Source organism: Pelosinus baikalensis (genome assembly GCF_020819555.1).
Taxonomy (GTDB): Bacteria; Bacillota; Negativicutes; order DSM-13327; family DSM-13327; genus Pelosinus; species Pelosinus baikalensis.
This window is the reverse complement of the sequence record NZ_JAJHJB010000005.1, coordinates 96,575-123,333: the sequence shown is the minus strand read 5'-3', so window position 1 is coordinate 123,333 and position 26,759 is coordinate 96,575. Positions and strand designations below refer to the sequence as shown.

The window sequence follows — 26,759 nt, the reverse complement described above, 5'->3', positions numbered from 1 at the left end:
GATGTTATTTCGCATCTGCCCAATTTTTCCCGATCTTTACATCCACCACTAATGGAACTTTTAACGTAACACTTTGTTCCATTGCTTCTTTAACTATTTTAGAGACTTGCTCTACTTCACCAATAGGCACTTCTAATACCAATTCATCATGTACTTGCAATAGAATACGACTTTGTAATTTTTCTTTTTGCAATGCTCGATATACATCAACCATCGCTTTTTTTATAATATCAGCAGCCGTCCCCTGAATGGGAGTATTCATCGCCGTACGCTCTGCAAAGGAGCGCTGATTAAAATTCTTGCTATTAATATCAGGCAAATAGCGACGACGTCCCAGCAAAGTAGTAACATATCCCTGTTGATGAGCCGCACCAACGGCTTTGTCCATAAAGGCTTTCACACCATTATATTTAGTAAAATAATTTTCAATATATTGGCTCGCCTCTTTACGACTGACACCTGTATCACGTGATAAACCATAATCACTGATACCATAGACAATACCAAAGTTTACAGCCTTTGCTCTTGAACGCAATTCTGAAGTAACTTCTTCCATCGGAACTTCAAACACTTCTGCTGCAGTACGAGTATGCACATCTTGTTCTTTGGCAAAAGATTCAATGAGATTAGCATCACCTGACATATCAGCTAAAACTCTCAGCTCAATTTGAGAATAATCAGCAGACATCAGATAATCATACCCTGCACCAGGTATAAACAACTCTCGAATTTTCTTACCAATTTCAGTACGTATAGGGATATTCTGCAAATTTGGTTCCGAACTGCTAAGTCTACCTGTAGCCGTCACCATTTGATTGAAGGTAGTATGTATACGACCTGTTGCAGGAGAAATCAGATCAACCATTCCATCCAAATAGGTCGATTTAAGTTTGGCTAACATTCGATATTCTAAAATCGTATCCACAATAGCATGTTGGCCTGCTAATTTTTCCAATACCTCTGCGTCAGTAGAGTATCCAGTTTTTGTTTTTTTCATAACAGGCAGATTTAGTTTTTCAAACAGAATGACTCCTAACTGCTTTGGCGAGTTCACATTGAATGTTTCACCCGCACATTGATAAATCTTAGTTAATAATAACTCAATCTTTGCCCCAATTTCCACTGACATAATTTGCAAATATTCACGATCTACTTTAATTCCGTGATTCTCTACTACGGATAATACTTCAACTAAAGGAAGTTCTATTTCGTTAAACAAATGAATCAGCTCATTGTCGATTAGGTCTTGTTTTAATATAGGGTATATTTCATGTATGACTTCAATAGCCCATACAGCAAAAACAGGTTTATAATACATTTTCTGCCATTGAATCGTACTGAATTTTCCAAGATATTTTTCTTTCAGTATCGCAAGAGAATAGTCATTTGCAGTGGGTTCCAAAAGATATGCTGCTAATATCGTGTCAAATACAAGCCCTCCTAAGAAAGTGCCCATACTAGCGCATGCGTGATACATTTTCTTAGCATCATGAGTAACTTTCATGATCGTTGCATCTGGAAACAAAGTCAGAAATTCCTGCCACCCTGCCGTTTCACTGGAAATATATTTAATTTCCCCTTCCAGGATAATTGATATACCACCTACATGAACAGTAGGTAAAGCCCCTGTAATGATTGGATAAAATTCTAAGATTCCAGCTTTTCTTATCTGTGTAATTAAACCCGCCACCTCAGCAGCATCGGTTATTTCATCAATCTGAGGCAGCGCTTCTGCCTCTATTTCTTGCTCTTGCTCATGTCCAGGGAATATACTGTGCACTCGCGCTAGAAGACTTTTAAATTCAAATTTAGCAAAAAGTTCTTTCATTTTTTCAAGATTAGGATGGATTCTAAAATCATACTTTTCAAAGTCGATGGACATATCACATTTAATGGTCGCTAATTGTTTTGACAACAAGGCGATTTCTTTATTATTACGTAAGTTTTCCTGGAGTTTTTTCCCTGAAATATTTTCAATATTCTCCAAGACATTTTCGATAGAACCATATTCGACAATTAGCTTTATAGCCGTTTTCTCTCCGACCCCTGGAACGCCAGGAATGTTATCCGAAGCATCCCCCATTAAGCCCTTGAGATCAATTTGTTGCTGTGGGGTCACGTTATATTTAGCAAAAAAAGCATCTTTATCAAAAATGTCCATATCGGATATACCTTTTTTCGTTAGCATTACTTTGGTATGAGAATTAATCAATTGCAAGGCGTCACGATCGCCGGTAACAATGATCACATCGTGCCCTGCTTGTCCTGCTTTAGCCGCTAAAGTACCAATAATATCGTCGCCCTCATACCCTGCTTCTTCTAGCTCTCTAATTCCTAATGCTGCCAGCACCTCTTTCGTCAATGGAAATTGTTCCGATAACTCTCTTGGCGTAGGCTTACGCTGTGCCTTATATTCAGCATATACGTCATTACGAAAAGTAATTTTCCCTTTATCAAAAGCTACAACCATATAATCTGGTTTTAACTCACCGAGTAATTTTACCAACATAGTTGTAAAGCCATACACTGCATTTGTATATTGTCCGTTACCTGTAGTTAATGGGGGCAAAGCGTAAAACGCCCTATGTACCAAGCTACTTCCATCGATGATTATAAACTTTTCAGGCATATGCTTACCACCTTAATTAATAAATTTCAACTTTATATACTTAGCTAAACAGTTACAAAATCCCTTTATATTTCCTATTTTTTTTATTTAAAAAAGGATGCTGGAATAGAAGGAAATCTATCCCGGCATCCTTTTTCTATTTTATGCTAAATAAGTTACTTTTATCAGTACTCTAATAAATAACACTTTTTTATATTGATACTAATAACGCTACGTAATGCTGCCTTTAATCACTATTGAGCTCTAACTCATCATTTTCTTGAAAATCCGTCCGTAAGCTAAATAACTTTTCAATATCTTCTATTTTACTATAAATAATATCATTTTTTATCAGACCTTTATATGCAATATTATCTTTCCAAATTAACTCTTTCTTAGCATCCCATATAAAACCACTTTTACAGGCTGCAGCAACAGCCCAAACTGGCAGATAAGCGGAATTGCCAACCAAAATTCCTTTCTGCTCCAATCGAGTATGATTTATTCTTATATTCTGCTCCTTGGCAAATTCTACTTGTTTACCACTCTCTTCTCTTAGAATCGCTGACAAAAACTCTTCATTTACAAAGCCCTTATATCCATATTCAGCTAATTTTGCATTCACATCAGCTAAAGTAATAGTATTATAGCCATAAACATCCGGATAAATCCTAATTGATGCTTTCCCACTCTTTCCAATATCAATTTTAATCCGCTCGTAAGTTATTGTTACTGGCGTACCATTCGTAACAATATCAAACAGCTCTTCCGCTTCCTCCTCTAACATTCGCACGCAGCCATTCGATACTGCCATGCCAATTGTCCAAGGAGCATTGGTTCCATGTATTCCATATAAAGGTAAGAACTCCATCCAACGATACCCCAAGGGATTATCAGGTCCTGACATTACAACATAATTACGTCCTGGGGGAATCCAAATGGGATCACGTTCCTTACTGACAATATAAAAATTACCCATGGGAGTTGGTGTAGAGGGCTTACCAATCGCTACATAATATTCTTTGCTCATTGAATTACCATAATACAATTGCAAAGTGCGGCTAGGCAAATTAATAATAATCTGAGGTGAATCATTTTGCTGCGCCGCAGCACTAATCGGTAAGAGGATTAAAAACAACAGGAAAAATATGCTGATTGCAATCCTTGAAAAACAAAACACAGACATCCCTTCTTTGTCAAAAATTAAAGAACACTAAACATATATGAAGGATGTTCTGTGCATATGACAGGATATATAATTTTCCTATATTTTAAAAATAACAAGGATCACATTATTGTAAGTTTAAGATTTGTTGATGCACTACTGCTAGGCGATTGGTACAATCATCAACAATTGGCAAATAAATATGTACCTTTGTACCGCCTTTTTCACCTACACTAATATTAACAAAACCACCATGTTCTGCAATAATACGATTGGCAATAGGCAGCCCCAACCCGACTCGATCCAATTTAGTTGTATAAAAAGGTTCAAATATACGTGACAATATTTCCGGTGTTATTCCTGCCCCAGTATCATTTATTGCAAGCACCAACATACTAAGCTCTGCATTCATCCACGATTTTATGCTTAATACTCCTTCCCCATCCATGGATTCTATAGCATTTTGCATAATATTCATTATCGCTTGCTTAATAAGATTTTTATCTGCAGTAATAATAGGAAGATTCTTAGCTAATTCCTTATTTATATTGATCTTTTCTCCACCTAACTCTTTAAAACTTAGCAATAATGCCTCTTCCAGCAAACGATTCAAATCAACACCCGGCTCTTTTTGCACTGGTGGTTTTGCAAAAAGAATTAATTCTTTTACTACATCATTGATATAAGACACTTCACCCAGTAAAGTTTCTAATACATCGCGGCGTACAGTATACTTATCATCATCAATACGCCCTAACATAACTTGCAGATACCCACTAATCGTAGTTAAGGGGGTTCGTACATGATGCGCCACACCAGCTGCTAATTCCCCCAATGATACTAGCATTTGTGTAGTCTGTATTTGCTTTATGGCAGCTCTGACAGCAGATACATCCTGTAATATAACGATCATACCATTGAAATCACCCAAAGAATCGACCAACCTCAATGCATCGATATGAAGATAAATAATTTGATCATTAATTTTCAAGCTAATATTAGCAGTCTTAATATCCTCATATTCTGAAACATCAAAGATTTTCAGGAACTGTTCACCATATTTTCGAAAAATAATCTCCGCCCGTTTTCCGATTACAGCAGAATGATCCACTCCTCCGATTCGTTCCGCCTCCCGATTCAAACTTTTTATGCGCATTTCTCGATCAAGATGTATAATCCCATTTGTCGTCGATTCAAAATATTCTTTATACTCATCTTCTTTTACTAAATGTACTAATCTATTTTGCGTAGTTGCCGCTAAGTACATATTTTGCCCTCTCCTTACCTTCCTATTTATTAAAGTGATACTTAATATTCTTGTAAATAATTGTAAGTCCTGCTAAATTAGACTAAGTTCTTTTCGTAAAATTGCGACATAATTCTAAGTAAACCAGCCTGCTTTGTCGAATATTCTTATGCAAAGCCCCAGTACCCTAGTGTTAACAAGCTTGTCCCCATTCGCCTTCCTACTTTATTTCGACACAATAACTTTTATTTGCTATGGACATTTTAACATTGAATTATATTTTTTTACCATATTATTACATTTTTAATGTATTTTACCATATTTTTACATATAGTTATATGAGGCTTTATCAAAAAAAAAAAAAAAAAAATAGGGATAGCAAAGACGCCATCCCTTATAGATATAAAATTGATTCAAAGATTATTCTACTTACTCCCCAAGGTATTTTTGATGAAAATATCCAGGATCAACTGTTTTAGGCACTACCGCATGAAACCGCAGCCATTCATTTCCTTGTTCTTGCTTCGCTAATAGATAACTTTTCACAGGAAAATCATTATCATCAACACTTAAGAAAAGACTTTGCTCAGCAGCAGAATTTAAATCGCCTTGAGGATTACGATCCGTATAAAAATACTGATCAACAAATTGTAAATTACCTTCATTATCATACCCTACATCAAAATAAATCGAATCACAGTCAATAATAAATTCATATTCACCTTCATCGCTAACTGTCTTGCTGTTCAATAAAACTTTTTTTACAGGTAAACGCCCCATTTTTGTTGCCATAATACCATCCTCCTCATCTCCATAGATGTACTCTCAGAAAACAGCCATGTAGTAACGGTCAACGGATGAGTTTAACGATAAGCGTAGGAATACAAGTTGAGGGGTCAATTATGCTCATTCTTTGCCTTCATAAAGGATTTTCCGAGAGACTACCCATATATGATACAATTGTTTCCAAAAAACAAATAATTATACAAACTACAGAAATTATTCTTGACAAGCTTATTCTTATCATGGTATTATATCAATTGTCTGGTGAGCAAAAGCCTAACACCAAACAATTTAGCACGTGCCGAAGTGGCGGAATTGGCAGACGCACCTGACTCAAAATCAGACGTGTACTCCACGTGCCGGTTCGAGTCCGGCCTTCGGCACCAGTATTTTATAAGACTTTGCATTTATGCTAAGTCTTTTTTTCATGGGAAAGTAAAACATTATTGGTTCTATTTATAACTTTTTTACCCAACTTTCCATTACGCAACTTGACAATAACGGTCTGTTATGTTATCATGATATTCGTTGAGCTAAGCGTTCAATATAATTTATGCCGAAGTGGCGGAATTGGCAGACGCACCTGACTCAAAATCAGACGTGTACTCCACGTGCCGGTTCGAGTCCGGCCTTCGGCACCAGTATTTTACAGCCTCTAATTTTCGATAATTAGAGGCTTTTTTTCATTTCTGCAGGATTTTTACACCATACTGTCTAATGAAGGATATTATGCATACACTTAAAATTGATAATCATCAACTAACATATACTATCATATATCAGAAAAATCGAAAGTCGGTTCAATTAAAATTAAATTCATCCAGTCATTTGACTATTACTGCCCCTACCCGCTTTCCCAAGGAAGGCATTGAAAAAATAGTACTTGAAAAAAGAAAGTGGATTGTAAAACAAATAACAAAATTGGCAGCTGCAGCAGCCAACCCCATTAATAAATCAGTTTGTGATAATGCCGCAATACTGTTTTTAGGACAGCCCCATATCCTTAAATTTATGAGCAAAGATACTCATAAACCTCCAGTTCACTTAGAAGAAAATCAAATTATGCTGAATATTCTTCCTTTAACTGCGAAGGATATAAATGCAACAGCAGAAAAAATCCTTAAGCAATGGTACATCCACTATGCTACTAATACCTTAGTAACAAGAACAACTTTTTGGGCATCGGTCATAAAAGTAAATCCAAAACGAATTACCATCAAAGAACAAAAAACCCGCTGGGGGAGTTGCTCTTCTAAAGGCAATATCAATTATAATTGGCGAATCATCATGGCACCGATGGAAGTCATTGATTATTTGGTAATTCATGAGCTTTGCCATTTGCGCATACCGAATCATTCTCAAGCTTTTTGGCAAGAAGTAGGAAACTATTCGCCTCATTTCAAACAATGCCGGGAATGGCTTCGCACGAATGGAGCACTAATCATGGCCATCTTCAGCTGTACATAGCTCTTTTTTAAATTTTAAGGAGGCTTACCCCTGGTACGATCAAGGCAAGCGGCGCTGGGGGAATATTGTATTTGAAATGTAATAAATACTTCAACAAAAAAGACGTTTAACATTGTTAGTTACAACAATGTTAAACGTCTTTTTATCATACCAGCAAGAATGCCACCCATTATTCCAGTTATAAATTGTGGCCAACTCATAATAAAGAGTAGACCTGCGGCAATTTTTGCGGGAATCGCAATGAAAGTTAACAACCAACTAAACGCAACATACATAAAAATACTTTTGCCTGCAGCAGCAGCAAGAATTTTCATCCAGTACTTCTGATTTTTTCCTATTAAAAATATTCCTATAAATATAGCATTTCCCAATGCAACTGGTATGATAAAAATAGGAAGAGGCAACACTTGCTGAAAATATGCCACTATAGGCACTAAGGATACAAGCACAATAGCAGGTCCCGCTCCTACCATGTCAGCAGCAATCAAAAAACAACTATTCATCAGGCTGCCAATTAAAAAGGTAGACAGAAAAGGCGGTATAGGAATTAACAAGCGTATTGACTGAAATAGCAATGCAAGAGCCAACAATAACGCTGTACGAGTTAGAATCGCAACCTTTGGTCTCATCGTGATAAAGCCCCTCTTTACTTATGCCATTTATGACGATTCACTGGTCGATTATTAGAGCCACGAGAGCGACCAAATATCATCCATGCCAACAATGCTATAATAAGAATATTACCAACAAGACCGCTAATAATTCCCAAATCAATTAAAACAGAGACAGCTGTTAGTCCACCAAGAAATGACATGCTCGACTTTAAATCAATAAAAGGATATCGTCTTAAAATCAGATAAGCAATCCCAAGTATCGCTAAATCAATACATACCCAGATAAAAGGGTTAACAACTATATATTTGGCAACGCTGCCACCAATCATTACCATGAATATCCGCAACCATATTTGATTCATTTTTTCACCCTCCTTTTAATGATACACCTTGCCATTACACTTTTTCTACTGCTATATACTTTTACTATAAATAACAAACAATACTCTTGTCAACTTTTTACCAAAAATAGAATGGCAAGAAGCAACTTTCACTTAACAACTCTTAAATGTACATGCCCTTTTCTGCTTAATGAGATAATGAGTCCAATACCAGCAAAACAGGCACCAATCATTAATGCAAGATGATATGCTGACAAAAATGCACTCATATATGCATCCTGATTTAGAATTAAAACCCCTGCCAGCTCCTGCTGTCTCTTACTTTCAAAGGCAGATACGGCTACTGCGGTACCGCTTACCATCCCAACATTGCGCATCAAGGCACTAATTCCGCTTGCTAATCCTACTTTTCTAACAGGCACGGAACTTAATACGCTATTATTATTCGGTGATTGAAACATCCCATTACCAATCCCCATAATTCCCTGACCTATAGCAACATGCCAGATAGTAGAATATGCGTCTAATGTAGCTAAATAGAACAAACCTAGCATCAAGATTCCTAAACCGCTGCTGGTTAATAGTACAGGGCTAACTCGTTCCGATAAATAACCACTAAGAGGAGCGACAATTGCCATTAATAAGGGAAAAGGAGTAATTGCCAAGCCAATCTGAGTTGGTGTCAACAGCAATACAGAGTGCAAATAAAATGGCATGAGCATATTATTAGAAAACATGGCCATAAAAGATAGTAAACCCGATGCATTTCCTGCAAGAAAAGGCCAACGTTTAAATAAGGATAAATCAATCATCGGCTCTTTAATTCTGCCTTCAAACCAGATAAAAGTACTCAGCAATAACAGGCTTAAAATGCCAATACTGCCTGTTATGAAAGAATTCCAGCCCCATTCATGTCCTTCACTTAATACCACGAGTAAACCTGTCATTCCTAAAGCAAATAAAATAGCTCCTTTAAAATCAAAAGTTCCAGCTACATATTTCTTTTCAAACGGTAAAATATAGTACCCTAATAAGTAGGCAAGGATTCCAATGGGCAAATTAATGTAAAAAATCCATTCCCAATTAAATAATCCTACCAAAATCCCACCTAAACTCGGTCCAGTCATAGCAGCTAACGCCACTACAGTACCATTCATTCCTAGGACTCGCCCTCGCTCTTTGCCAGGGAATGTTACACTTATAATCGCAGGAGTATTGGACATTAACATGGATGCGCCAGTCCCCTGCAGCACTCTTGAAGCTACTAAATACCAAATCGTACTAGATAAGCTGCACAATAGTGAACCAATTGTGAAAATCGCAAATCCTAATAAATAAATCTTACGCCGACCATACATATCACCAATCTTACCAAACAAGGGCAGCAAACTTGAAATAACCAATAAATATGCCGTTACCACCCACTGCACATCTGTTAATTCTACGCCAAAGCTAGCAGCAATTAACGGTAGAGCGACATTTACAATGCTAGAATCCAAAACTGCCATAAATGTCCCCATTACAGTAACAATAAAAATCAGCCAGCGATAATAGGGTAAATTCTTCAACTTATCTTGCATCGTTTAGCCTCCATAAAAATTAACCGCAAATTCTTATTAATACTATATACAAAAATAGCAAGGTCCATCCCCTGCTATTCTTTGTATATCACATTTGATTCATAGGAAGGCTCTTAATTCCGTCCACATTCTTCATCAATTAGCTGCGTATATGCAGCTTGCAATTTACGCGTAATCGGACCGACGACTCCATCATTAACCAGTTTTCCATCAATAGAAATAACGGGCATAATTTCGGTACTAGTTCCTGACAAAAATGCTTCCGATGCGCCTTTTACAAAAGATACATCAAATGCTTTTTCCAAAATGGTCAAATCTAACTCTTTCGCAAGTCTTTCTAATAAAATCGTACGAGTTACACCTTTTAAAATTAAATTTGTCGCTGGATGCGTCCAAATCACTCCATCCTTCACTACAAAAAAGTTGCTGCTCGTCCCTTCTGTTACAGAGCCATCTCTTACCATTACCGCTTCATAACAGCCAGCTTCTTTCGCCTGCTGCTTACCTAGTACATTACTTAATAAGTTTAAGGATTTAATGTCACAGCGCAGCCAGCGTTCATCAGGTATCAATATGATTTTCACACCATTATCTCGCAATTCTTGCTTAACCGGTTCGCTAGGTCGAATAGACATAGTCAAGCATGGCACTACTTGCTCAGGAAAAGGATGGACTCGAGGTGCAGCACCTCGCGTGATCTGCAAGTAAATCGCTCCTTCTGTAATACCACTTTCTTTTATCAAAGCCTCATGAAATTGAACTAACTCTTCAAAGGTATACGTTGCAGGAATACGAATGGCCCGCAAAGACTGGTACAGCCGATCTAAATGCGGCCTTAAAGCAAAGCATTTACCATTATATACTTTGGTAACTTCATATACTCCATCACCAAATTGATGTCCTCGATCTTCCATCGTAACGACATTCTCATTCATATCGACCAATCTACCGTTTATTAATCCTAGTTCTCTCATTACTAAATCCCCCTAAAAATTTTTATATGCTTAAAACTCCCTTATTCCCATTTGCTTCATAGCAGGCAAGCAGGAATATGATAGCTGCATTACGAATAAGATAATTTTACATAAATCTAAACAGAAAGGAAATTTACCATGTCTCAGAAAAAGATAATAGCAATTGAATATATTCGGGGCATATCCATGCTCGGAGTGATTGGCATCCATACTGGAGCCTACTCCTTAAGTAATCCCAAAGTAAACATCCATTTGTTTGCTTTATTGGAGATTCTCACACGCTTTAGCGTTCCGATCTTTTTCTTTGCTTCAGCCTTTGGCTTATTCTTCACACAAAACCTTACAGCTAAATTCAACTACAAAGACTTTCTCGTCAGACGATTACGTACTGTTTTAGTCCCTTATCTCGTATGGTCCATTATATATATGAGTCATTATACCTTCGTAAGTGGCGATAGTACCATATGGCACCCTCCCCTTCTCTATGAGTTTGCTTTCTTTGGACTGGCATCCTATCAGCTTTACTTTCTGATTATTCTATTATGGTTTTATGCCCTCATGCCTCTATGGCGAATCCTCGTATCCTATATCATCCAGCATCCTGTCCGCAATCTGAGCATCATCTTACTATTGCAGATACTCTTTAACTATTATTCCAGCTATATACTACATGCTGATTTCAGTAACCATTATGTAAATAAATTAATCTATCATCGTTTGAGTTACTGGATTTTCCACTATCTATTTATCTTCTTATTAGGAGCTGTATGTGCAGTAAAATATGAGCACTTCAAAGAATTGATCAAAAATCATCAAACCGCTATCGCAAACTTTTTTTATCTAACTCTGGCGGGAATTTTATCTTACTATTATTATTTGCTATATTGGCTGCACTACACACCAGAAGCCGCTGTCAATACTGCCCATCAGCTTAGTCCTGTTGGAGTACTCTATACCTTATCCACCACATTATTTTTGTTCATGATATTCAGCAAGGAAAAGCTCCCCCTTGGAATCAAAAGTATCCTTTCCAGGTTTGGCGAACATTCCTATGTAGTTTACCTTGTCCATCCTTTGGTCATGTATTATCTCATCAATTATATCACTGGACAAAACCTAATGATGACCGCTCTTGTTACCATTGCATTTTATCTAGCAGCAACCCTTCTCAGCCTGGCCTTTTCCCTTATTGTAAAACGAGCAAGTACATTTCTGCCAATTATCAGCATTTTACTAACAGGCAGCAAATTATCAAAACCAAAATCCGGTGTATAATTTATACCCGGATTTTTTTTGCTCATTACATTTTAAATCGCATTCTCTCACTATCTGTAAATAATATAGGCTCAGTAAGCACATTCGTATAAGGCAAATTCTTTTTTACTTTCCTTTTATCCTTTAACCAAAAAAGTAATAACATTTGACAATACTTTTTTATCGATTTATGATTTGCTGCCATAGCAGGGTTCTCTACCCAGCACTTAAAAATGTCTACAATAGTTTGTCCCGAAGAACCAACTAACTCTTGTTTGGCAGCAAAAGAGATAATAATCAGGGATTCTTTAACCACTGCAAATAACATCTTATGCTTGTATTCATCAATGCATTGAACAAATCTCAGTTCAGACCATAATAACGACCTTCCCACTTCCAGCATAGGATGGAATACTGTGAAAGCTCCTAAAATCCCATGGCGAGAAACAGTTAACTTTATTACTCTTCCCGCAACCTCTACTACCTTTACCCACTGGCAGTAATCCTGCCTCAAGATAGCGATGGAAAACAAAAATTTCAAGATATTTCCGGCTAACGAATTATTCGGATTTAGGCAAGCAGATGCTGCAAGATTGCCCCATTCTTCATATAACAATTCCAACTGGCTATCGAGAACCTTTGATTGAATTAAAGCATCTGTAAACTCTTCTATCATCGCAAATAATGCCATGTTATTGATTCCAACAATACGATGAAGCCAAGCTGTTAACATACTTACTAGCTCTTTCGCAACCTCTTCGTTAGGCTGGTTTGCAGTAAACCAAGCAGATAAGCGTGTACTCATTTCTCTAAATAAAGCAATATCACGGCGCCTCAAGCTTAAAACACCCATGGCCTTAAAAGATGTAAGTGCTGCAGTTATGATTTTTTCATCTTTCGCTGCATCTCCCCTGTCCATAATTAAAAAAATGCATTCTGTTATTTTCGCAACTAAAAAATTTTGTCTATGCTTTAACGCTATAACACCGATTAATGTTAATTGCTCTGCTGCACCAGGAATACATTCAGGTGATAGCTGACGAATCAATGGTCTAAACGCATCCAAGATGAAGCTGACCATATCAGGTTGCTTCTCATTCAATGCTGCTACACTAATAGCCATTAACCGTACTGTCTCGTCCTGACGCATTATTCCATAGCCGTAAGCCAATTTAAGTAAATCAATCGCTTGATAAGCCATAGCAGTATCATTACTAGCGATACTTTTATGTAAAAGTACATACACTTGTTTTAATAATCGTTGCGCTACTTTCTTATCCCTACGGGAGCTGCGAATCAATGTATTCAAACGAAATGTCAATATTTTAAATTTCCAATTACATTTTCGATAGTAATAACGAATTAATAGTATCGTTAAAACACTGCTTATCGATGCCACCCAGAACAATAGCAACACCCTCCGCTCATCTTAGATTCTTTAAAGCACCATAAGGCTCCGCCCGAAGCGGAAGCCTTATGAGTTATAACAGTGACAAAATTTAAAAGAATCATACCGCTTTCTATCTAGCGTTAATTTCTCCCTGATAGATGAGCCCTCTTGCCCCATCAACAGTAACCAGCATTCCATCCTGCAAACGTTTCACTGCACCGTCTACCCCGATTATAGTGGGTATTCCAGCGCTAATACCAACGATAGCAGCATTAGAAGTCAATCCGCCTTCCTCGGCAATAATGGCAGCTGCCTGAGATGCATAAACAGCGGTTTCTTCATCGATGCCTGTTACGACTAAAATATCTCCAGGCCGAAACTTGCTTTTAACTTCTTTAATGGAGTGAGCAATGCAAATCTTTCCAGATACCGATCGCTGACCAATTCCAACTCCTCGCAATAAGATGCTTCCTACAACATGAACACGAATCATATTGGTTGTACCAGACATTCCTGCAGGTACACCCGCGGTGACAACAACTAAATCGCCTTCATTAACTAAACCTTGTTCCACGGATTTAGCGGTAGCATTCTGTACCATTTCATCTGAATTTTTTGTAGTTACGCCCAAAACAGGTTGAACACCCCAAAATAGCATCATACGACGTAGGGTCTTCTCATGGGGCGTAACTGCAATGATGTTGGCCTGAGGACGATATTTCGAGACCATGCGAGCTGTATGCCCATGTTCTGTCGCTGTAATAACTGCAGCAGCATTTAATTCATAAGCGATCTGTACCGTAGCATGGCTAATCGCGTCCGTAGTTGTATTTTGCAATGTCATACCTTTCGAGAGTAGCAGCGTGTTATATTTCAAAGACTCTTCCGTGCGCATGGCAATCCTCACCATTGTTTGCAGAGTCTCAACAGGATAGCATCCTGACGCGGTTTCACCACTGAGCATGATACAATCGGTTCCATCTAAAATAGCATTGGCGATATCACTGGCTTCTGCCCTTGTCGGGCGAGGATTAATCATCATTGATTCTAACATTTGTGTCGCGGTAATAACAGGTTTCCCCGCCTTATTACATTTTTCAATTAAGATTTTTTGCACAATAGGAACTTCTTCTGCAGGAATTTCTACACCTAAATCACCTCTAGCTACCATAACTCCATCAGCGACTTTTAGTATTTCATCAATATTTTTCACGCCTTCAGCGTTTTCGATCTTAGCAATAATCTCCATTTGTCCATTCGCATCTTCTAATAATTTACGAATCTCTATTATATCTGCTGCACGCTGGACAAAGGACGCAGCAATAAAATCCATATCCTGGTTAACGCCAAATAAAATGTCTGCCTTATCCTCTTCTGACAAAAAAGGCAAATTAAGACTCACACCAGGCGCCGCTACTCTTTTACGATCACTAATTTCGCCACTGTTTTGTACAGTGGTAATAATCTCATCTCCGATTACATCATCCACATGAAGACTGACTAATCCGTCTGATAATAAAATTGTATTACCAGCAGCTACTTCTTGCGGCAATGACTTGTAATTTACAGACGCCATCTTTACAGTTCCTAAGATCTCCTTTGATGTCAAAGTGAATGCTTGTCCTATTTTTAACTGAATTTTCCCGTTGACAAATTTACCAAGCCTTATTTCTGGTCCTTTGGTATCTAACAATAAGGCAATGTTCTTATTCAATTGTTTACTGGCTGTACGCAACATTCCGATACGTTTTCCCTGCTCTTCATGAGATCCATGTGAGAAATTAAATCGACTAATATTCATGCCAGCTTCTAGTAAACTTTCCAAAATACCTGGCTTATCAGTACTTGGCCCTAATGTACAGATAATTTTCGTCTTTTTTATCATGTTGTACACCCCTCGTTTTACCATTGCCATTATCTATGAATCATTACTTTATTGCATGTTGGCAAAGAATAGCATGTGCTTCATCCGCTTCTGATTCTAATACTAATATTTCATACAAGCCATCACCGACAACAGACGCAACTCCAGCTTGTCTAGTATTTGCCAAGATTCCTTCTGTACAGAGTAAATTCTTTAACTTGTCAGCTTGCGCTTTATTCTTTGCGATATATATTACAGTCCACATATTTCCTCCTGCTACTTCTTTCATTTTTTAACAATTGTCTATAAATCTACGAAGCATTCCTATTTGAAAATGAAATCTATACATTGCTTTCTCCATATTAGAGCGTATTCCTGCTAATTTTTCTTAGGCGTGACCAAAAATATAATTTCTTCATCTACTTTAGAGCTAACGTCTATTATTTAAGGAAGCTTTGTAATATCTTGTCTACCATATTATAATAATATGGACGATTGTATATCGTAAAGGAGATCGTAATGAACTTTTTTAAAAAACTACGCAACTACATGCTTTATATTGTTCTCCTATTGATTTTGGTTATAGAAATCCCCATTATTGTTGTTGGTTACCTCACCCAGCCAGTAAAGAGTGACACCATTATTGTCCTTGGTGCTAAAATACTTGGTCAAGATCCGAGTCTCATGTTACGTTTACGTCTTGATGAAGCTATAAAGCTATATGAAGCTGGCTATGCCCCTACCATTATTGTCAGTGGGGCGCAAGGTCCAGATGAAAGTATCAGTGAAGCTGCCAGTATGAAAGCGTATCTTCTTAATCACGGAATCCCAGCAGAACGCATCTTACTCGAAGATCAATCCTTTAATACCTATCAAAATTTAGCTAATTCCCATAAAATTATGCAGATAAATAGTTTAAGAACCGCTGTTATCGTCTCGAATGCCTCACACATACGCCGTTCTTTGCTATTAGCCCAAAACCTTGGAATACAGGCTACTGGCAGTCCTGCACCAATGGCTAGCAGCCCTTATCTCACAACAAAGCAATATGTACGAGAAGGAGCAGCTATCGCTGTACTGTTTCTCACAGGAAAATAAGAAAACACTTGGTTGACCAAGTGTTTTCTTATTTATGCAACTGTTACCTGCCCTTTGCCAATGATAGTTTCTAATGCTTCTATTGCCTCGGGAGTGGGTCTAATCCAAAATTGCTGTTCTGTTTTTATCACGCGTCGACTATCAATCAGATGCAAAAAGACAACGCTAGAGCCAGGAAATTTCCTGAAGGTTTGTTTTAATTTTTCAAAAATATCTCCACTCTCTTGCACTTTACTAATTTTAAGCCGCACTTCCAGATTTTGCGGATCACCAAGTAATTGAATATCATCTGCAATTACTTTCGCCTTATCCTCACTCATGCTCAATCTGCCAGATACCCGAACAGGCGTATCTGGTAATAAAATTTTATTAAATTTATCAAAGGTTTTCGGGAAAATCACGACTTCTATCTGCTCTGTAAAATCCTCTAGAGCAATAAAACACATCATTCCACCATTCCTTGTAGTAATGCGCTTTGCACTAATAATGAGTCCCGCTACTTTAATATTCTTGCCGTCACCATATTCACCAGTAACCAACTCAATTAGCGGAGTGAAGCTGTTCATCTTCTCTCTATACGCATCTAAGGGATGTCCCGTTACATAAAAGCCAGTGATTTCTTTTTCCAAGACCAGCATCTGTTCTTTTGGGATCTCAGGAATATCCGGCAGACTAATCTCATCTGCATCATTTAAAGTTTCTTCACAAAACAAGCCGATCTGCCCACTGACCTTATCCCGCTGACGCACTGCAGCCATGTCGATTGCTCGTTCTAGTACTGCTAACAACTGTGAACGCTTTGCTCCCAATGAATCAAATGCACCGCATTTAATTAAACTTTCAATTACCCGTTTATTAATTAAGCGCATATCCACTTTAGTACATAAATCTACCAGCGACTCAAATTTTCCATTGGCATCACGAGTAACCACCATATTTTGGATGGCATTCTCGCCAACGTTTTTTACTGCTGCCAAACCGAAACGTATCCCATTTCCATCTACACTAAAACTACTTTGACTGGCATTGATATCAGGCGGCAGTACATCAATACCCATTTGACGGCAAGTCTCAATATAAGAGCCAATTTTCTCATTGGTTCCCATGACGCTTGACAATAAAGCTGCCATAAATTCTTGAGGATAATTCGCCTTTAAATAAGCAGTTTGATAGGCAACCAAAGCATAAGCCGCACTATGGGACTTATTAAAACCATAATCGGCAAAATGTGCCATCAAATCAAAAATTTCCCCTGCCATCTTTCGTTCAATGCCCCGCTCACTAGCCCCCTGCAAGAAATTCTCCCGTTGGGCATCTAGTACATCGTGTTTCTTTTTCCCCATGGCTCGTCTTAGCAAATCCGCTTGTCCCAAGGAAAAACCAGCCATCACCGAGGCAATCTGCATAACTTGTTCCTGATACAAAATAACGCCGAAGGTATCACATAAAATTGGTTCTAATAAGGGATGTACATACGTAACTGTTTTTTTACCATGCCGCCCATTGATAAAGTCTTCTACCATGCCACTTCCTAAAGGACCTGGTCGGTATAGCGCCACTAAGGGTATTAAATCGGCAAAGCATTCAGGTCTTAGATCCTTCACTAAAGTAGTGATACCACTTGACTCTAACTGAAAGACACCTGCTGTATCACCATTGGTCAGCATAGCACTTACTTTAGGATCATCTAAGGGGATATGATCAATATCAATCTTAATGCCCCGACTTTTCTGTACAAGCTTAATCGTATCACCAATAACGGTTAGTGTTCGAAGCCCTAACAAGTCCATCTTTAATAAGCCCAGTTCTTCTACTTTATCCTTATCATATTGCGTCGTTAAAAAACCTTCGGCAGAATTTTGCAGCGGCACATAATGGGTCAAAGGTTCTTTAGAAATCACTAACCCTGCAGCATGGGTAGAAGCGTGCCGTGGCAATCCTTCAACTGCCATAGCTAAATCTAACAATTTTCCTACCGCTGGTTCATTTTCATAAGCAGCACGAAAATCCGAACTAATTTCCAAAGCCCGCCGCAGAGTAATCCCCAATTCATTCGGTACCATTTTAGCAATTCGATCGACTTCTCCATATGGCATATTTAAAGCTCGCCCTACATCTCGAATGGCTCCTTTAGCAGCCATCGTTCCAAAGGTAATAATCTGGGCTACCCGATCCGCACCATAACGATCTGATACATATTCAATGATCCTGCCGCGATTCACATAACAAAAATCAATATCAATATCGGGCATAGTAACCCGCTCAGGATTCAAAAATCGTTCAAACAACAAGCCGTAAGCAATCGGATCAATATTAGTGATCCCCAATAAGTATGCAACAATACTACCCGCAGCCGATCCACGACCTGGTCCTACGGGGATTTCTTGTTGCCTGGCATAATTAATAAAATCCCAAACAATTAAAAAGTACCCCGAATAATCCATCTTCATAATAACGCCTAGCTCAAACGCCAAACGATCATTAATCTCTGGGGTGACTTCACTGTAGCGCTCTTTCAAGTGATCCCGACACAGCTTTTCAAGATAGTCATTTGCCGTAAGTCCTCCTGGTACAGGAAATTCAGGCAAATATAAATTGCCAAAATCTAAGGTCACATTACAACGCTCTGCAATGCGGCAAGTATTGGCAAGGGCTTCTGGATACGCCCCAAATAACTGTGCCATTTCATCAAAATCTTTCAAATAAAATTCATCACTGAAGAATTTCATTCTAGCAGTATCATCTACGGTTTTCCCCATTTGAATGCATAACAACACATCATGACATTCTGCATCCTGCTTGTTAATATAATGCAAGTCATTGGTCGCGACTAAACCAACGTCAAATTTACGAGACATTTCGATCAAAAGCTTATTTACCTTTTTTTGTTCCGGTATCCCATGATCTTGGATTTCAAGAAAGAAATTATCTTTTCCAAAGATGTCAATATATTCTTGAACTAAAGTCTCAGCAACAGTGATATTATCTTTTAATAGCCAGGAAGGGATTTCCCCTGCAATGCAGGCACTTAGGCAAATGAGTCCCTTGCTATATTGGCTAAGCAATTCTTTATCAACTCTCGGTTTATAATAAAAACCTTCGGTATTTCCTCTCGATACCAACTCAATCAAATTACGATATCCTTCATCGGTTTCAGCCAATAATACCAAATGATAATAGGCTTCCCCTTCCACCATATTTCTTTCCCGCCGGGAACGAGGAGCTACATAGACCTCACAGCCAATGATGGGTTTAATCCCTTGCTTTTTTGCTTGCTTATAAAAATCAACGATGCCATACATTGTGCCGTGATCGGTAATCGCGATTGCTGGCATATTGAGTTCCTTTGCTCGTTTTACCAAACTTCCAATACGGCTGGCGCCATCAAGTAAGCTATATTCTGTATGTACATGCAAATGTACAAATGACCTAGCATTAGAATGCTGCGGTTGTTTTTCCATCTATTTCACATCCTTCTGATGACACAATTCTTATTCCTATAGAAAAGTTCTTTTTTATTATACTTTATAGTAAGAAATAACGGAACCACTATGTAATTCATTCTCTCTGATTGGCCAATACCAGATGTCTTTGTGGGTAAGACCAGTATATTTTTTGTTATGTTTCGCAGGTATTTTTATAAATAAGTTGAATATATAGAGGTTATAAATGTTTAAAGAGGTGTTGTGAATTGTATACTATAGGCATTCTGCAATTGACGCAAAATTTAGATGATGCCGTCCATGGTTTTAAAGCAGAACTTACAGAACGCGGTATTCATGCCGAGTTTCATTATTTAAATGCCGATGGCAATATAGATCAGCTTGCTAAATTAGCGAATCAACTAGCCGAAAAAGAAGTGGATCTCATCTTTGCTTGCTCGACACCAGCCGCTGCGGCGGCTGTAAAACTTACACAAGATATTCCAGTAGTGTTTACACCTGTATTTGATCCTATCGGTGCTAACTTGGTACTTAGCATGGTAGAGCCCGGCGGTAAAGCAACTGGAGTTGCAGGAATGGTCAAAGCAGAAGATAAATTAAACTTTATAAACCGTATATTACCTACCATTCAAAAAATCGGTATGCTTTATCATACTGAGGACTCTAATACGATTGTAGAAGTAGCAAACTTTCGTAAATTAAACAATCCTAAGGTGCAATTTATAGAAATTCCTATAAAAGAAGCGGAGGATTTATCCAATTTACCGGATATATTACCTAATGATTTAGATGCTTTATTTTTGCCAATTGGAAAAGTCATTGAAGATAATTTTGCCACTATCGCTTACTATACAGATACCCTTGAAATTCCCATCATTGCTTCTCATGCCCCCAATATACCTGACGGTGCCTTGGCTGGTTTAGTAGCTAACCACTATCAGTTAGGTAAAGAATGTGCCGTGAAAGCGAAGCAAATTCTAAAGGGTGCTAACCCTAGCCAAATCCCTGTCGATACTGTAAAAGCACCAGAAATTTGGCTGAATCAGTTTACTGCGGAAAATTTAGGGATATCTTTTTCTGAAGATTTAAAAGAAGAAGCCACAGAAGTTTTTGAATAAAACTCCCCTATCTAATTAAATTGCTGGAGATGAAAAAATGTTATTAACACGAGATTCTGTAGAATTACTCGCTCCCGTTGGTACATGGGATGTATTAGAAGCCGCGATTGAAGCCGGAGCAAATGCGGTTTATTTAGGCGGTAAACGCTTTAATATGCGTATGTTTAAAACAACTGCCAATTTTGATGATGCTACCCTTGGCAAAGCGATTGAATATGCCCACCTTCACAATGTCGCCTTACATGTCACTGTCAACAACCTAATTAGTGACCGTGAGCTTGATAATATGCGCTCCTACCTTAAACTCCTTGATGAATTAAAGCCAGATGCACTCATTGTACAAGATTTATCCATTTTACAATTGGCTCGTGAAATGAATCTGAGCGTTCCCTTACATGCTTCAATTATGATGAATACTCATAACGAACATGCTATACGTGCATTACAAGGCTATGGAATCAGCCGCGTAGTCGTAAACCGCGAAATGTCCTTATCCCAGCTTAGCTTACTAAAAGAACGTACTGGTATTGAAGTAGAGTATTTTATTCATGGTGATATGTGCATTTCCCATAGTGGTCAATGTGTACAATCAGGAGTTGTTTTTGGACATAGTTCCAATCGGGGCCGCTGTCTAAAACCGTGCCGTTGGCCGTACCAATTAGTAGATGCAGCAACAGGTCTTCCCATCGACGATCAGGCCCCTGGTCCTTACAAATTAGCCATGAAAGATATGTGCTTGTATATGAAACTGCCTGAACTGATCCAAGCAGGTGTATCCTCTTTCAAAATTGAAGGGCGCATGCGTACTGCGGATTTTGTGAGTGGCATTGTTAAAACATACCGTAAAGCCATTGATTGTTATATTGCAGATCCAATGGGATACACACCTGATTTACAAGACTGGGAAAACTTACAGAACACTCGCTCCCGAGACTTTTCCACTTGCTATGCCTTAGGCAATCCTGGAGCAACAGCTATTGGTTATAGTGGTAAACGTGAACCACGTTTCTTCAGTCAGGCCGTACGAGAAGCGGATATGGCAACCCTTGCCAAACGATCACTTCCAAATCCAACAAACAAGCCCTTTGATCCTGCATTAAGTGTTCACGTTGCTGATCTAGCTTCCCTGATTGCCGCTTGCCAAAATGGTGCTAATACGATCTATATCGGTGGCGAAGTCGCAAAACCTGGTATTCCATGGACGCTCCAGACAATGGTACAAGCAGTAGAAAAAGCTGGTAAATATGATGCAAAAGTTATTATTACGACACCTCGCATTACGATGGAACGAGAATGTGGTGAATTAGAACAATTTTTCAGTTCCCTTGCAAAAATAAATCCCCATGGCTTAATGGTCGGAAATTTAGGTGCCTTGACTTTGGCTCAGCAACATTCTACTCTTCCACTACAAGCTGAGTTCTCTTTTAATGTCTTCAACCATGTAACAGCACAGTTGCTAAAAAATAACAATGTGAAAAAAGCCACGATTTCTCTCGAAGCTACTTATGAACAAATCATGCAATTGGTTGAGAATAGTCCCCTTCCTTTAGAATTCATTGTTCATGGTTCATTGCCAGCAATGATTACCGATCATTCCATACCAGAAGCTGTACTTACTAACCAGTATCAAAGCGACTATGATCCGGCACTGGATACAACTCGATACGCTTTGCTGGATACAGCAGGCCAGCAGCATCCTATTATGGTAGATCAATATGGACGCAGCAACCTTCTCTTTGCTAAAGACTTGTGTTTATTACCCCATTTGCACTCCTTAAGGACTGTACAGAATTATCGCATTGAAGGTCAATATTATACTCCGGAACTTGTTGGACTGGTTACAAAAATTTATCGTGAAGAACTTGATAAAATCGCCGCCGAGCAATCAACCTATCACTTCGATGGAAGCCAGCTAGAAAAAATTGCAGCAGCAAGTCCCAGAGAATTAGGTATTGGCACTTTCCGTTACCGCTTATCCAAGTAATTTAAAAATTCCTCGTCCTATAAAAAATCGAAAGGTGAGATTGTTTTGAATCACTATATTAGCCCTGAAGAAATTTTACGTAAAAAGCGGGAATATTTGATTCCCTGCGCATATCACTTTTATAATCAACCTATGCAATTAGTCCGGGGTGAAATGCAATATTTATATGACTCCACCGGTAAAGAATATCTGGATTGTTTCGCTGGTGTATCCGTTGTTAACTGCGGTCACTGCAATCCCGAAATTACCAAAGCAATCTGTGATCAAGTAAACACATTGCAGCATACTTGTACGATTTACTTAACAGAAAACATTGTAAATCTAGCGGAACAATTAGCCCAGCTCACACCTGGAAGGTTACAAAAAACATTTTTTTGTTCTAGCGGCAGTGAAGCCAATGAAGGCGCTGCTTTGTTAGCCTCTTTATACACAGGAAGTTCTGAATTCATCAGTTTACGGCAAGGGCTGCATGGGCGTACTAAATTAGGAATGAGCCTCACTGGTCTTAGTATGTGGCGCACTGACAATACTCCTGTTGGCGGCATTAACTTCGCCCCTAATGCTTACTGCTACCGCTGTCCCTTAGATAAAAAATATCCTGAATGCGATCTAGCCTGTGCAAATGAGATTGAAACGATAATAAAAACAGCCACTTCCGGAAAAGTGGCTGCCATGTTTGTCGAACCGATTCAAGGCAATGGTGGTATGATTACTCCACCATTAGATTATTTTAAACGCGTCAAATCAATTCTGGATGCCTATGGTATTTTATTAATCGTTGATGAAGTCCAAACTGGTTTTGGCCGTACAGGTACATTATTTGCCATGGAACATTATGACGTAGAAGCGGATATCATGACAATGGCAAAGGCACTTGCCAATGGCACACCTGTTGGAGCCTTCACTGCCAGAGCCGAAATTGCAGATGTCTATACTCGTCCTGGAGCATCTACTTTAGGTGGAAATCCTGTAACAGCTGCCGCAAGTCTAGCGACGCTGCATTATCTTACCAAGCATGATCTCCCTGGCAAAGCCGCTGTACTAGGCAAGATACTAAAGGACGGTCTTACTGTCCTACAGCAAAAACATCCTATTATTGGAGACATACGCGGTTTGGGACTTATGATTGGGGTGGAATTAGTATATAGCGATAAAACACCTGCAATTAAAGAAACTGATTTAATTTTGGAAGAAATGAAAAATCGTGGTATTTTAGTCGGTAAGAATGGCCCTAACCGTAATGTCCTGGCATTTCAGCCACCGCTGGTAATTACCGCTGAAGATCTTCATCGGTTGCTAAATAACTTAGATGATGTACTATCTTCTATAAAGATATAACTATAATCCACGCATTAAGCGTTCCGGGCGTATCCGTTTATGGGTATGCTCTTCTTTTTTTAGCATAACTTGTAATTGTGACGGGCGTCGTTTAACTGCTTTTATTGTTCTTGCATGAGCAATAAACGCTACGATTGCTATCATTGCCCACAAGCCGACAAAGACCCGCCCCGCTGCTGATGCCATCAGTTCAGGTATAAAGAGGGAAAATAGCGTCAACATTGTCATTAACGCTAAGATGCTTATTAAAGATCCAAATTTACCTATCTTCTCTTTAAACAAAGTTCTCATAACAGTCACTCCTTACTTAGTTCAATTTGCCTGTAAATAAGTGTGCTAGTTTAATTTATTCTAACTTACCATTAACTATTACCAAAATCTTAGATTTTATGTACAAATTATATAACCAAATTCAATCCTGCCACAATGTAGCTAGTGAAAGGATTGAATTACACTATGTTAATTTTTTAATTATTTTGAACGAACATCAACCTTTGTATCGTAAAAGGTACTCGCCGCTCCACGATCTGTAAGCCGCTGGGATGTTAATGCATTCACTGAACTTTGTCCAGGGGTATTCTTGATCCAGAAGATCCCTTCTGTCACAACAACGCCATCTGGAACTTCAGAGGCTATTTTTAGAATAAATACAACTTCGCCTCGTTCATTAAAAGCAATAACCTCCTGCCCATTTTTAAATCCCTTCTTTTTAGCATCATCGGGATTCATCATCAAATACATCGCTTTTCTTTTTTCCAAAAGATCAGACCTTTCATTAAAGGAGGAGTTAAGTGAATATAACCCTGGAGCATTCATGAGCCAAAAAGGTGCATCATCACCATGAGATGGATTATACGTAGGAAGGGGATCTATTTCCCGTGGATTAAAAATTTCAATTTTTCCCGATGGAGTTTTAAATGATATTTTGTAATCAGGCGGCAGCGGCAATTCTGCTGCCATCCCCTCCTGCACCTTATTTATATCAATTTGTGCCAGCCATGGTTTAGGGGCTTCTAGCAACTGCTGAATGATTTCATCAGTTGTTTGCTCAAAAAAAGGTTCCTCAAATCCCATAGCACTTGCTAATAACCTGAAAACATCCCAATTGGCTTTTGCTTCTCCTACTGGTGGAATCACCGGATATGCTCGTTGAACACAATAATGCCCATAAGAGCGATAGATATCGGAGTGCTCTAAAGAACTGGTAGCTGGCAGCACCAGATCCGCATAACGAGCTGTATCGGTCATGAAACGTTCATGAACAATTGTAAACAGATCTTCCCGCAAAAGCCCTTTCACTACAGCATTTTGATCTGGTGCAACAATAGCAGGATTGGAATGATATACATACATACTCATAATAGGAGGATTTTCTATCTGTTGCAAAGCATGACCTAGTTGATTCATATTTACAATTCGGGTGGGTTCTTGCATAAAGTCCTCCCGGGTTATCGAATCCATAGCAAAAGCACTTCCTGTACCAATACTTGCTAATAGCCCGCCCCCCACTTTTGCCCAAGCTCCCACAAGAGCCGGGAGACATGTGATAGCACGGACTGTCATTGCGCCATTACCATATCGTGATAAGCCACTGCCCATAACTATAAAAGGAGCCCGTGCCTTTCCATATAGGATCGCAATCTCCTCAATACTAGCAGCATCAATTCCGGTAATTTTACTTACTACATCTAATGAATATTCAGGTAAAGATTCTTTTTCGAAGGCTTCAAAGCCTTGTACATGCCTGGCAACAAACTCTTTATCTATTAACTTTTTGTCAACTAAGGCACTCATCATACCCAAAGCCAAGGCACCATCGCTGCCAGGTCGTATCATTATTACCTTATCAGCAAATTGAGCCGCTGATGATTGATAAGTCTCAATTAACCAAACCACTGCTCCTGCCTTCTTAGCCTCCCGTATCTGATACAGCAAATGAATATTCGTCGCTAGAATATTCGTCCCCCAAAGAATAATTAAATCACTTGCTGACACTTCTTGAGGATGAGGCGCTAGACTCGAACCCATAACCGCCGACCAACCATACCCCTTAGCTGAAGAACAAATTGTCCGTTCTAAACGAGATGCCCCTAAACGATGAAAAAAAGCCTCACCAATATTACGCTGCACCACGCCCATTGTTCCTGCATAGGAGTAAGGCAATATCGCCTGTGCGCCATACTCAGCAATAATCCCTTGCCAGCGTTCTTTAATATGAAAAATTGCCTCTTCCCAGGAAATCTCTTTAAATTCTCCTGCACCTTTTGGTCCAGTCCGAAATAAAGGTTTCGTTAACCGCTCTGGGGAATGTACTGTTTTCTCATAATGATTCATTTTAGAACATAAAGTTCCTCTCGTATGAGGATGTTCTGGATCTCCTGTAACTCTTACAGCTTTCCCTTCCACCGTTTCTACCATAAGTCCACAGGTATCAGGACAGTCATAGGGACAAACCGATCGCTTTACTTCGATTTTAGGATTCACCACGTAAC

At 38.7% G+C, this 26,759-nt stretch carries 20 protein-coding genes and 2 tRNA genes; 8 read left to right on the top strand and 14 right to left on the bottom strand.

The genetic code is table 11. The features are described 5' to 3' along the window. Window positions 1-4: 4 nt before the first annotated feature. From polA to LMF89_RS05685, 4 genes are all read right to left on the bottom strand, one after another. Window positions 5-2,629, bottom strand: coding sequence for a DNA polymerase I (gene polA / locus LMF89_RS05700; RefSeq protein ID WP_229534275.1), 2,625 nt, complete (start codon window positions 2,627-2,629; stop codon window positions 5-7). 226 nt (window positions 2,630-2,855) lie between these two features. Further along, window positions 2,856-3,794: a L,D-transpeptidase gene (locus tag LMF89_RS05695; RefSeq protein WP_229534274.1), complete on the bottom strand. Its 939-nt coding sequence runs from the start codon at window positions 3,792-3,794 to the stop codon at window positions 2,856-2,858. A gap of 106 nt (window positions 3,795-3,900) precedes the next feature. Next, window positions 3,901-5,040, bottom strand: a complete 1,140-nt coding sequence (locus tag LMF89_RS05690; protein WP_229534273.1) for a two-component system sensor histidine kinase NtrB — start codon at window positions 5,038-5,040, stop codon at window positions 3,901-3,903. Between the two features lie 408 nt (window positions 5,041-5,448). Continuing rightward, window positions 5,449-5,811: a hypothetical protein gene (locus LMF89_RS05685; protein ID WP_007953902.1), complete on the bottom strand. Its 363-nt coding sequence runs from the start codon at window positions 5,809-5,811 to the stop codon at window positions 5,449-5,451. 291 nt (window positions 5,812-6,102) lie between these two features. Between LMF89_RS05685 and LMF89_RS05680 the strand changes: the two genes are divergently transcribed. The 3 genes from LMF89_RS05680 (at window position 6,103) to LMF89_RS05670 (ending at window position 7,269) form a co-directional block, all read left to right on the top strand. Beyond that, window positions 6,103-6,188 (top strand) — tRNA-Leu (locus tag LMF89_RS05680). A 169-nt stretch (window positions 6,189-6,357) separates the two neighbouring features. Then, window positions 6,358-6,443: transfer RNA gene (locus LMF89_RS05675), tRNA-Leu, on the top strand. An 88-nt stretch (window positions 6,444-6,531) separates the two neighbouring features. Continuing rightward, window positions 6,532-7,269, top strand: a complete 738-nt coding sequence (locus tag LMF89_RS05670; protein WP_229534272.1) for a M48 family metallopeptidase — start codon at window positions 6,532-6,534, stop codon at window positions 7,267-7,269. Between the two features lie 119 nt (window positions 7,270-7,388). Here the strand turns inward: LMF89_RS05670 and LMF89_RS05665 are convergent, their stop codons facing one another. The 4 genes from LMF89_RS05665 to dat all read right to left on the bottom strand — a co-directional run bounded on the left by LMF89_RS05665 (window position 7,389) and on the right by dat (window position 10,778). After that, complete coding sequence (locus LMF89_RS05665; protein WP_229534271.1) at window positions 7,389-7,898, bottom strand: hypothetical protein; 510 nt, start codon at window positions 7,896-7,898, stop codon at window positions 7,389-7,391. 17 nt (window positions 7,899-7,915) lie between these two features. Beyond that, window positions 7,916-8,245: a hypothetical protein gene (locus LMF89_RS05660; RefSeq protein ID WP_007953899.1), complete on the bottom strand. Its 330-nt coding sequence runs from the start codon at window positions 8,243-8,245 to the stop codon at window positions 7,916-7,918. A 128-nt stretch (window positions 8,246-8,373) separates the two neighbouring features. After that, window positions 8,374-9,804 (bottom strand): MFS transporter, encoded by a 1,431-nt coding sequence (locus LMF89_RS05655; protein WP_229534270.1) that lies wholly within the window; start codon window positions 9,802-9,804, stop codon window positions 8,374-8,376. 113 nt (window positions 9,805-9,917) lie between these two features. After that, entirely contained in the window at window positions 9,918-10,778 is an 861-nt protein-coding gene (gene dat, locus LMF89_RS05650) for a D-amino-acid transaminase (protein WP_229534269.1), read from the bottom strand. 138 nt (window positions 10,779-10,916) lie between these two features. Here dat and LMF89_RS05645 point away from each other — a divergent pair, with 138 nt between their 5' ends. Continuing rightward, entirely contained in the window at window positions 10,917-12,053 is a 1,137-nt protein-coding gene (locus LMF89_RS05645; RefSeq protein ID WP_229534268.1) for an acyltransferase, read from the top strand. Between the two features lie 25 nt (window positions 12,054-12,078). Here the strand turns inward: LMF89_RS05645 and LMF89_RS05640 are convergent, their stop codons facing one another. The 3 genes from LMF89_RS05640 to LMF89_RS05630 all read right to left on the bottom strand — a co-directional run bounded on the left by LMF89_RS05640 (window position 12,079) and on the right by LMF89_RS05630 (window position 15,551). After that, window positions 12,079-13,431 carry a hypothetical protein gene (locus tag LMF89_RS05640; RefSeq protein WP_229534338.1) on the bottom strand — a complete coding sequence of 451 codons (1,353 nt, stop codon included), beginning with the start codon at window positions 13,429-13,431 and terminating at the stop codon, window positions 12,079-12,081. A gap of 121 nt (window positions 13,432-13,552) precedes the next feature. Beyond that, entirely contained in the window at window positions 13,553-15,307 is a 1,755-nt protein-coding gene (gene pyk, locus LMF89_RS05635) for a pyruvate kinase (protein WP_229534267.1), read from the bottom strand. A 43-nt stretch (window positions 15,308-15,350) separates the two neighbouring features. Then, window positions 15,351-15,551 carry a hypothetical protein gene (locus tag LMF89_RS05630; protein WP_007953892.1) on the bottom strand — a complete coding sequence of 67 codons (201 nt, stop codon included), beginning with the start codon at window positions 15,549-15,551 and terminating at the stop codon, window positions 15,351-15,353. A 254-nt stretch (window positions 15,552-15,805) separates the two neighbouring features. Between LMF89_RS05630 and LMF89_RS05625 the strand changes: the two genes are divergently transcribed. Beyond that, window positions 15,806-16,384 carry a YdcF family protein gene (locus tag LMF89_RS05625; protein ID WP_229534266.1) on the top strand — a complete coding sequence of 193 codons (579 nt, stop codon included), beginning with the start codon at window positions 15,806-15,808 and terminating at the stop codon, window positions 16,382-16,384. A 32-nt stretch (window positions 16,385-16,416) separates the two neighbouring features. On the opposite strand, the gene LMF89_RS05620 is transcribed toward LMF89_RS05625, so the two are convergent. After that, window positions 16,417-19,845 carry a DNA polymerase III subunit alpha gene (locus LMF89_RS05620; RefSeq protein ID WP_229534265.1) on the bottom strand — a complete coding sequence of 1,143 codons (3,429 nt, stop codon included), beginning with the start codon at window positions 19,843-19,845 and terminating at the stop codon, window positions 16,417-16,419. 230 nt (window positions 19,846-20,075) lie between these two features. On the opposite strand from LMF89_RS05620, the gene LMF89_RS05615 reads away from it, so the two are divergent. The 3 genes from LMF89_RS05615 to LMF89_RS05605 are packed head-to-tail and all read left to right on the top strand — an operon-like array spanning window position 20,076 to window position 24,267. After that, on the top strand, window positions 20,076-20,945 hold the full coding sequence (locus LMF89_RS05615; protein WP_229534264.1) for an ABC transporter substrate-binding protein: 870 nt from the start codon (window positions 20,076-20,078) through the stop codon (window positions 20,943-20,945). A 37-nt stretch (window positions 20,946-20,982) separates the two neighbouring features. Then, window positions 20,983-22,929, top strand: a complete 1,947-nt coding sequence (locus tag LMF89_RS05610) for a peptidase U32 family protein (protein WP_229534263.1) — start codon at window positions 20,983-20,985, stop codon at window positions 22,927-22,929. A 45-nt stretch (window positions 22,930-22,974) separates the two neighbouring features. After that, on the top strand, window positions 22,975-24,267 hold the full coding sequence (locus LMF89_RS05605; RefSeq protein ID WP_229534262.1) for an aspartate aminotransferase family protein: 1,293 nt from the start codon (window positions 22,975-22,977) through the stop codon (window positions 24,265-24,267). Here LMF89_RS05605 and LMF89_RS05600 read toward each other — a convergent pair whose 3' ends face one another. Both LMF89_RS05600 and LMF89_RS05595 read right to left on the bottom strand, forming a co-directional pair. Then, the gene (locus LMF89_RS05600; protein ID WP_007953886.1) at window positions 24,268-24,558 is read right to left on the bottom strand and encodes a hypothetical protein; all 291 of its coding nucleotides are present in this window, start codon (window positions 24,556-24,558) and stop codon (window positions 24,268-24,270) included. 180 nt (window positions 24,559-24,738) lie between these two features. Further along, on the bottom strand, window positions 24,739-26,751 hold the full coding sequence (locus tag LMF89_RS05595) for a molybdopterin-dependent oxidoreductase (protein ID WP_229534337.1): 2,013 nt from the start codon (window positions 26,749-26,751) through the stop codon (window positions 24,739-24,741). Between the last annotated feature and the right edge of the window lie 8 nt (window positions 26,752-26,759).

Excerpts from the sequence above, each read along its gene's own strand:
- polA (WP_229534275.1), bottom strand. The coding sequence starts at position 2,629 with ATGCCTGAAAAGTTTATAATCATCGATGGAAGTAGCTTGGTACATAGG.
- LMF89_RS05695 (WP_229534274.1), bottom strand. The coding sequence starts at position 3,794 with ATGTCTGTGTTTTGTTTTTCAAGGATTGCAATCAGCATATTTTTCCTG.
- LMF89_RS05690 (WP_229534273.1), bottom strand. The coding sequence starts at position 5,040 with ATGTACTTAGCGGCAACTACGCAAAATAGATTAGTACATTTAGTAAAA.
- LMF89_RS05685 (WP_007953902.1), bottom strand. The coding sequence starts at position 5,811 with ATGGCAACAAAAATGGGGCGTTTACCTGTAAAAAAAGTTTTATTGAAC.
- LMF89_RS05670 (WP_229534272.1), top strand. The coding sequence starts at position 6,532 with ATGCATACACTTAAAATTGATAATCATCAACTAACATATACTATCATA.
- LMF89_RS05665 (WP_229534271.1), bottom strand. The coding sequence starts at position 7,898 with ATGAGACCAAAGGTTGCGATTCTAACTCGTACAGCGTTATTGTTGGCT.
- LMF89_RS05660 (WP_007953899.1), bottom strand. The coding sequence starts at position 8,245 with ATGAATCAAATATGGTTGCGGATATTCATGGTAATGATTGGTGGCAGC.
- LMF89_RS05655 (WP_229534270.1), bottom strand. The coding sequence starts at position 9,804 with ATGCAAGATAAGTTGAAGAATTTACCCTATTATCGCTGGCTGATTTTT.
- dat (WP_229534269.1), bottom strand. The coding sequence starts at position 10,778 with ATGAGAGAACTAGGATTAATAAACGGTAGATTGGTCGATATGAATGAG.
- LMF89_RS05645 (WP_229534268.1), top strand. The coding sequence starts at position 10,917 with ATGTCTCAGAAAAAGATAATAGCAATTGAATATATTCGGGGCATATCC.
- pyk (WP_229534267.1), bottom strand. The coding sequence starts at position 15,307 with ATGATAAAAAAGACGAAAATTATCTGTACATTAGGGCCAAGTACTGAT.
- LMF89_RS05630 (WP_007953892.1), bottom strand. The coding sequence starts at position 15,551 with ATGTGGACTGTAATATATATCGCAAAGAATAAAGCGCAAGCTGACAAG.
- LMF89_RS05625 (WP_229534266.1), top strand. The coding sequence starts at position 15,806 with ATGAACTTTTTTAAAAAACTACGCAACTACATGCTTTATATTGTTCTC.
- LMF89_RS05620 (WP_229534265.1), bottom strand. The coding sequence starts at position 19,845 with ATGGAAAAACAACCGCAGCATTCTAATGCTAGGTCATTTGTACATTTG.
- LMF89_RS05610 (WP_229534263.1), top strand. The coding sequence starts at position 20,983 with ATGTTATTAACACGAGATTCTGTAGAATTACTCGCTCCCGTTGGTACA.
- LMF89_RS05600 (WP_007953886.1), bottom strand. The coding sequence starts at position 24,558 with ATGAGAACTTTGTTTAAAGAGAAGATAGGTAAATTTGGATCTTTAATA.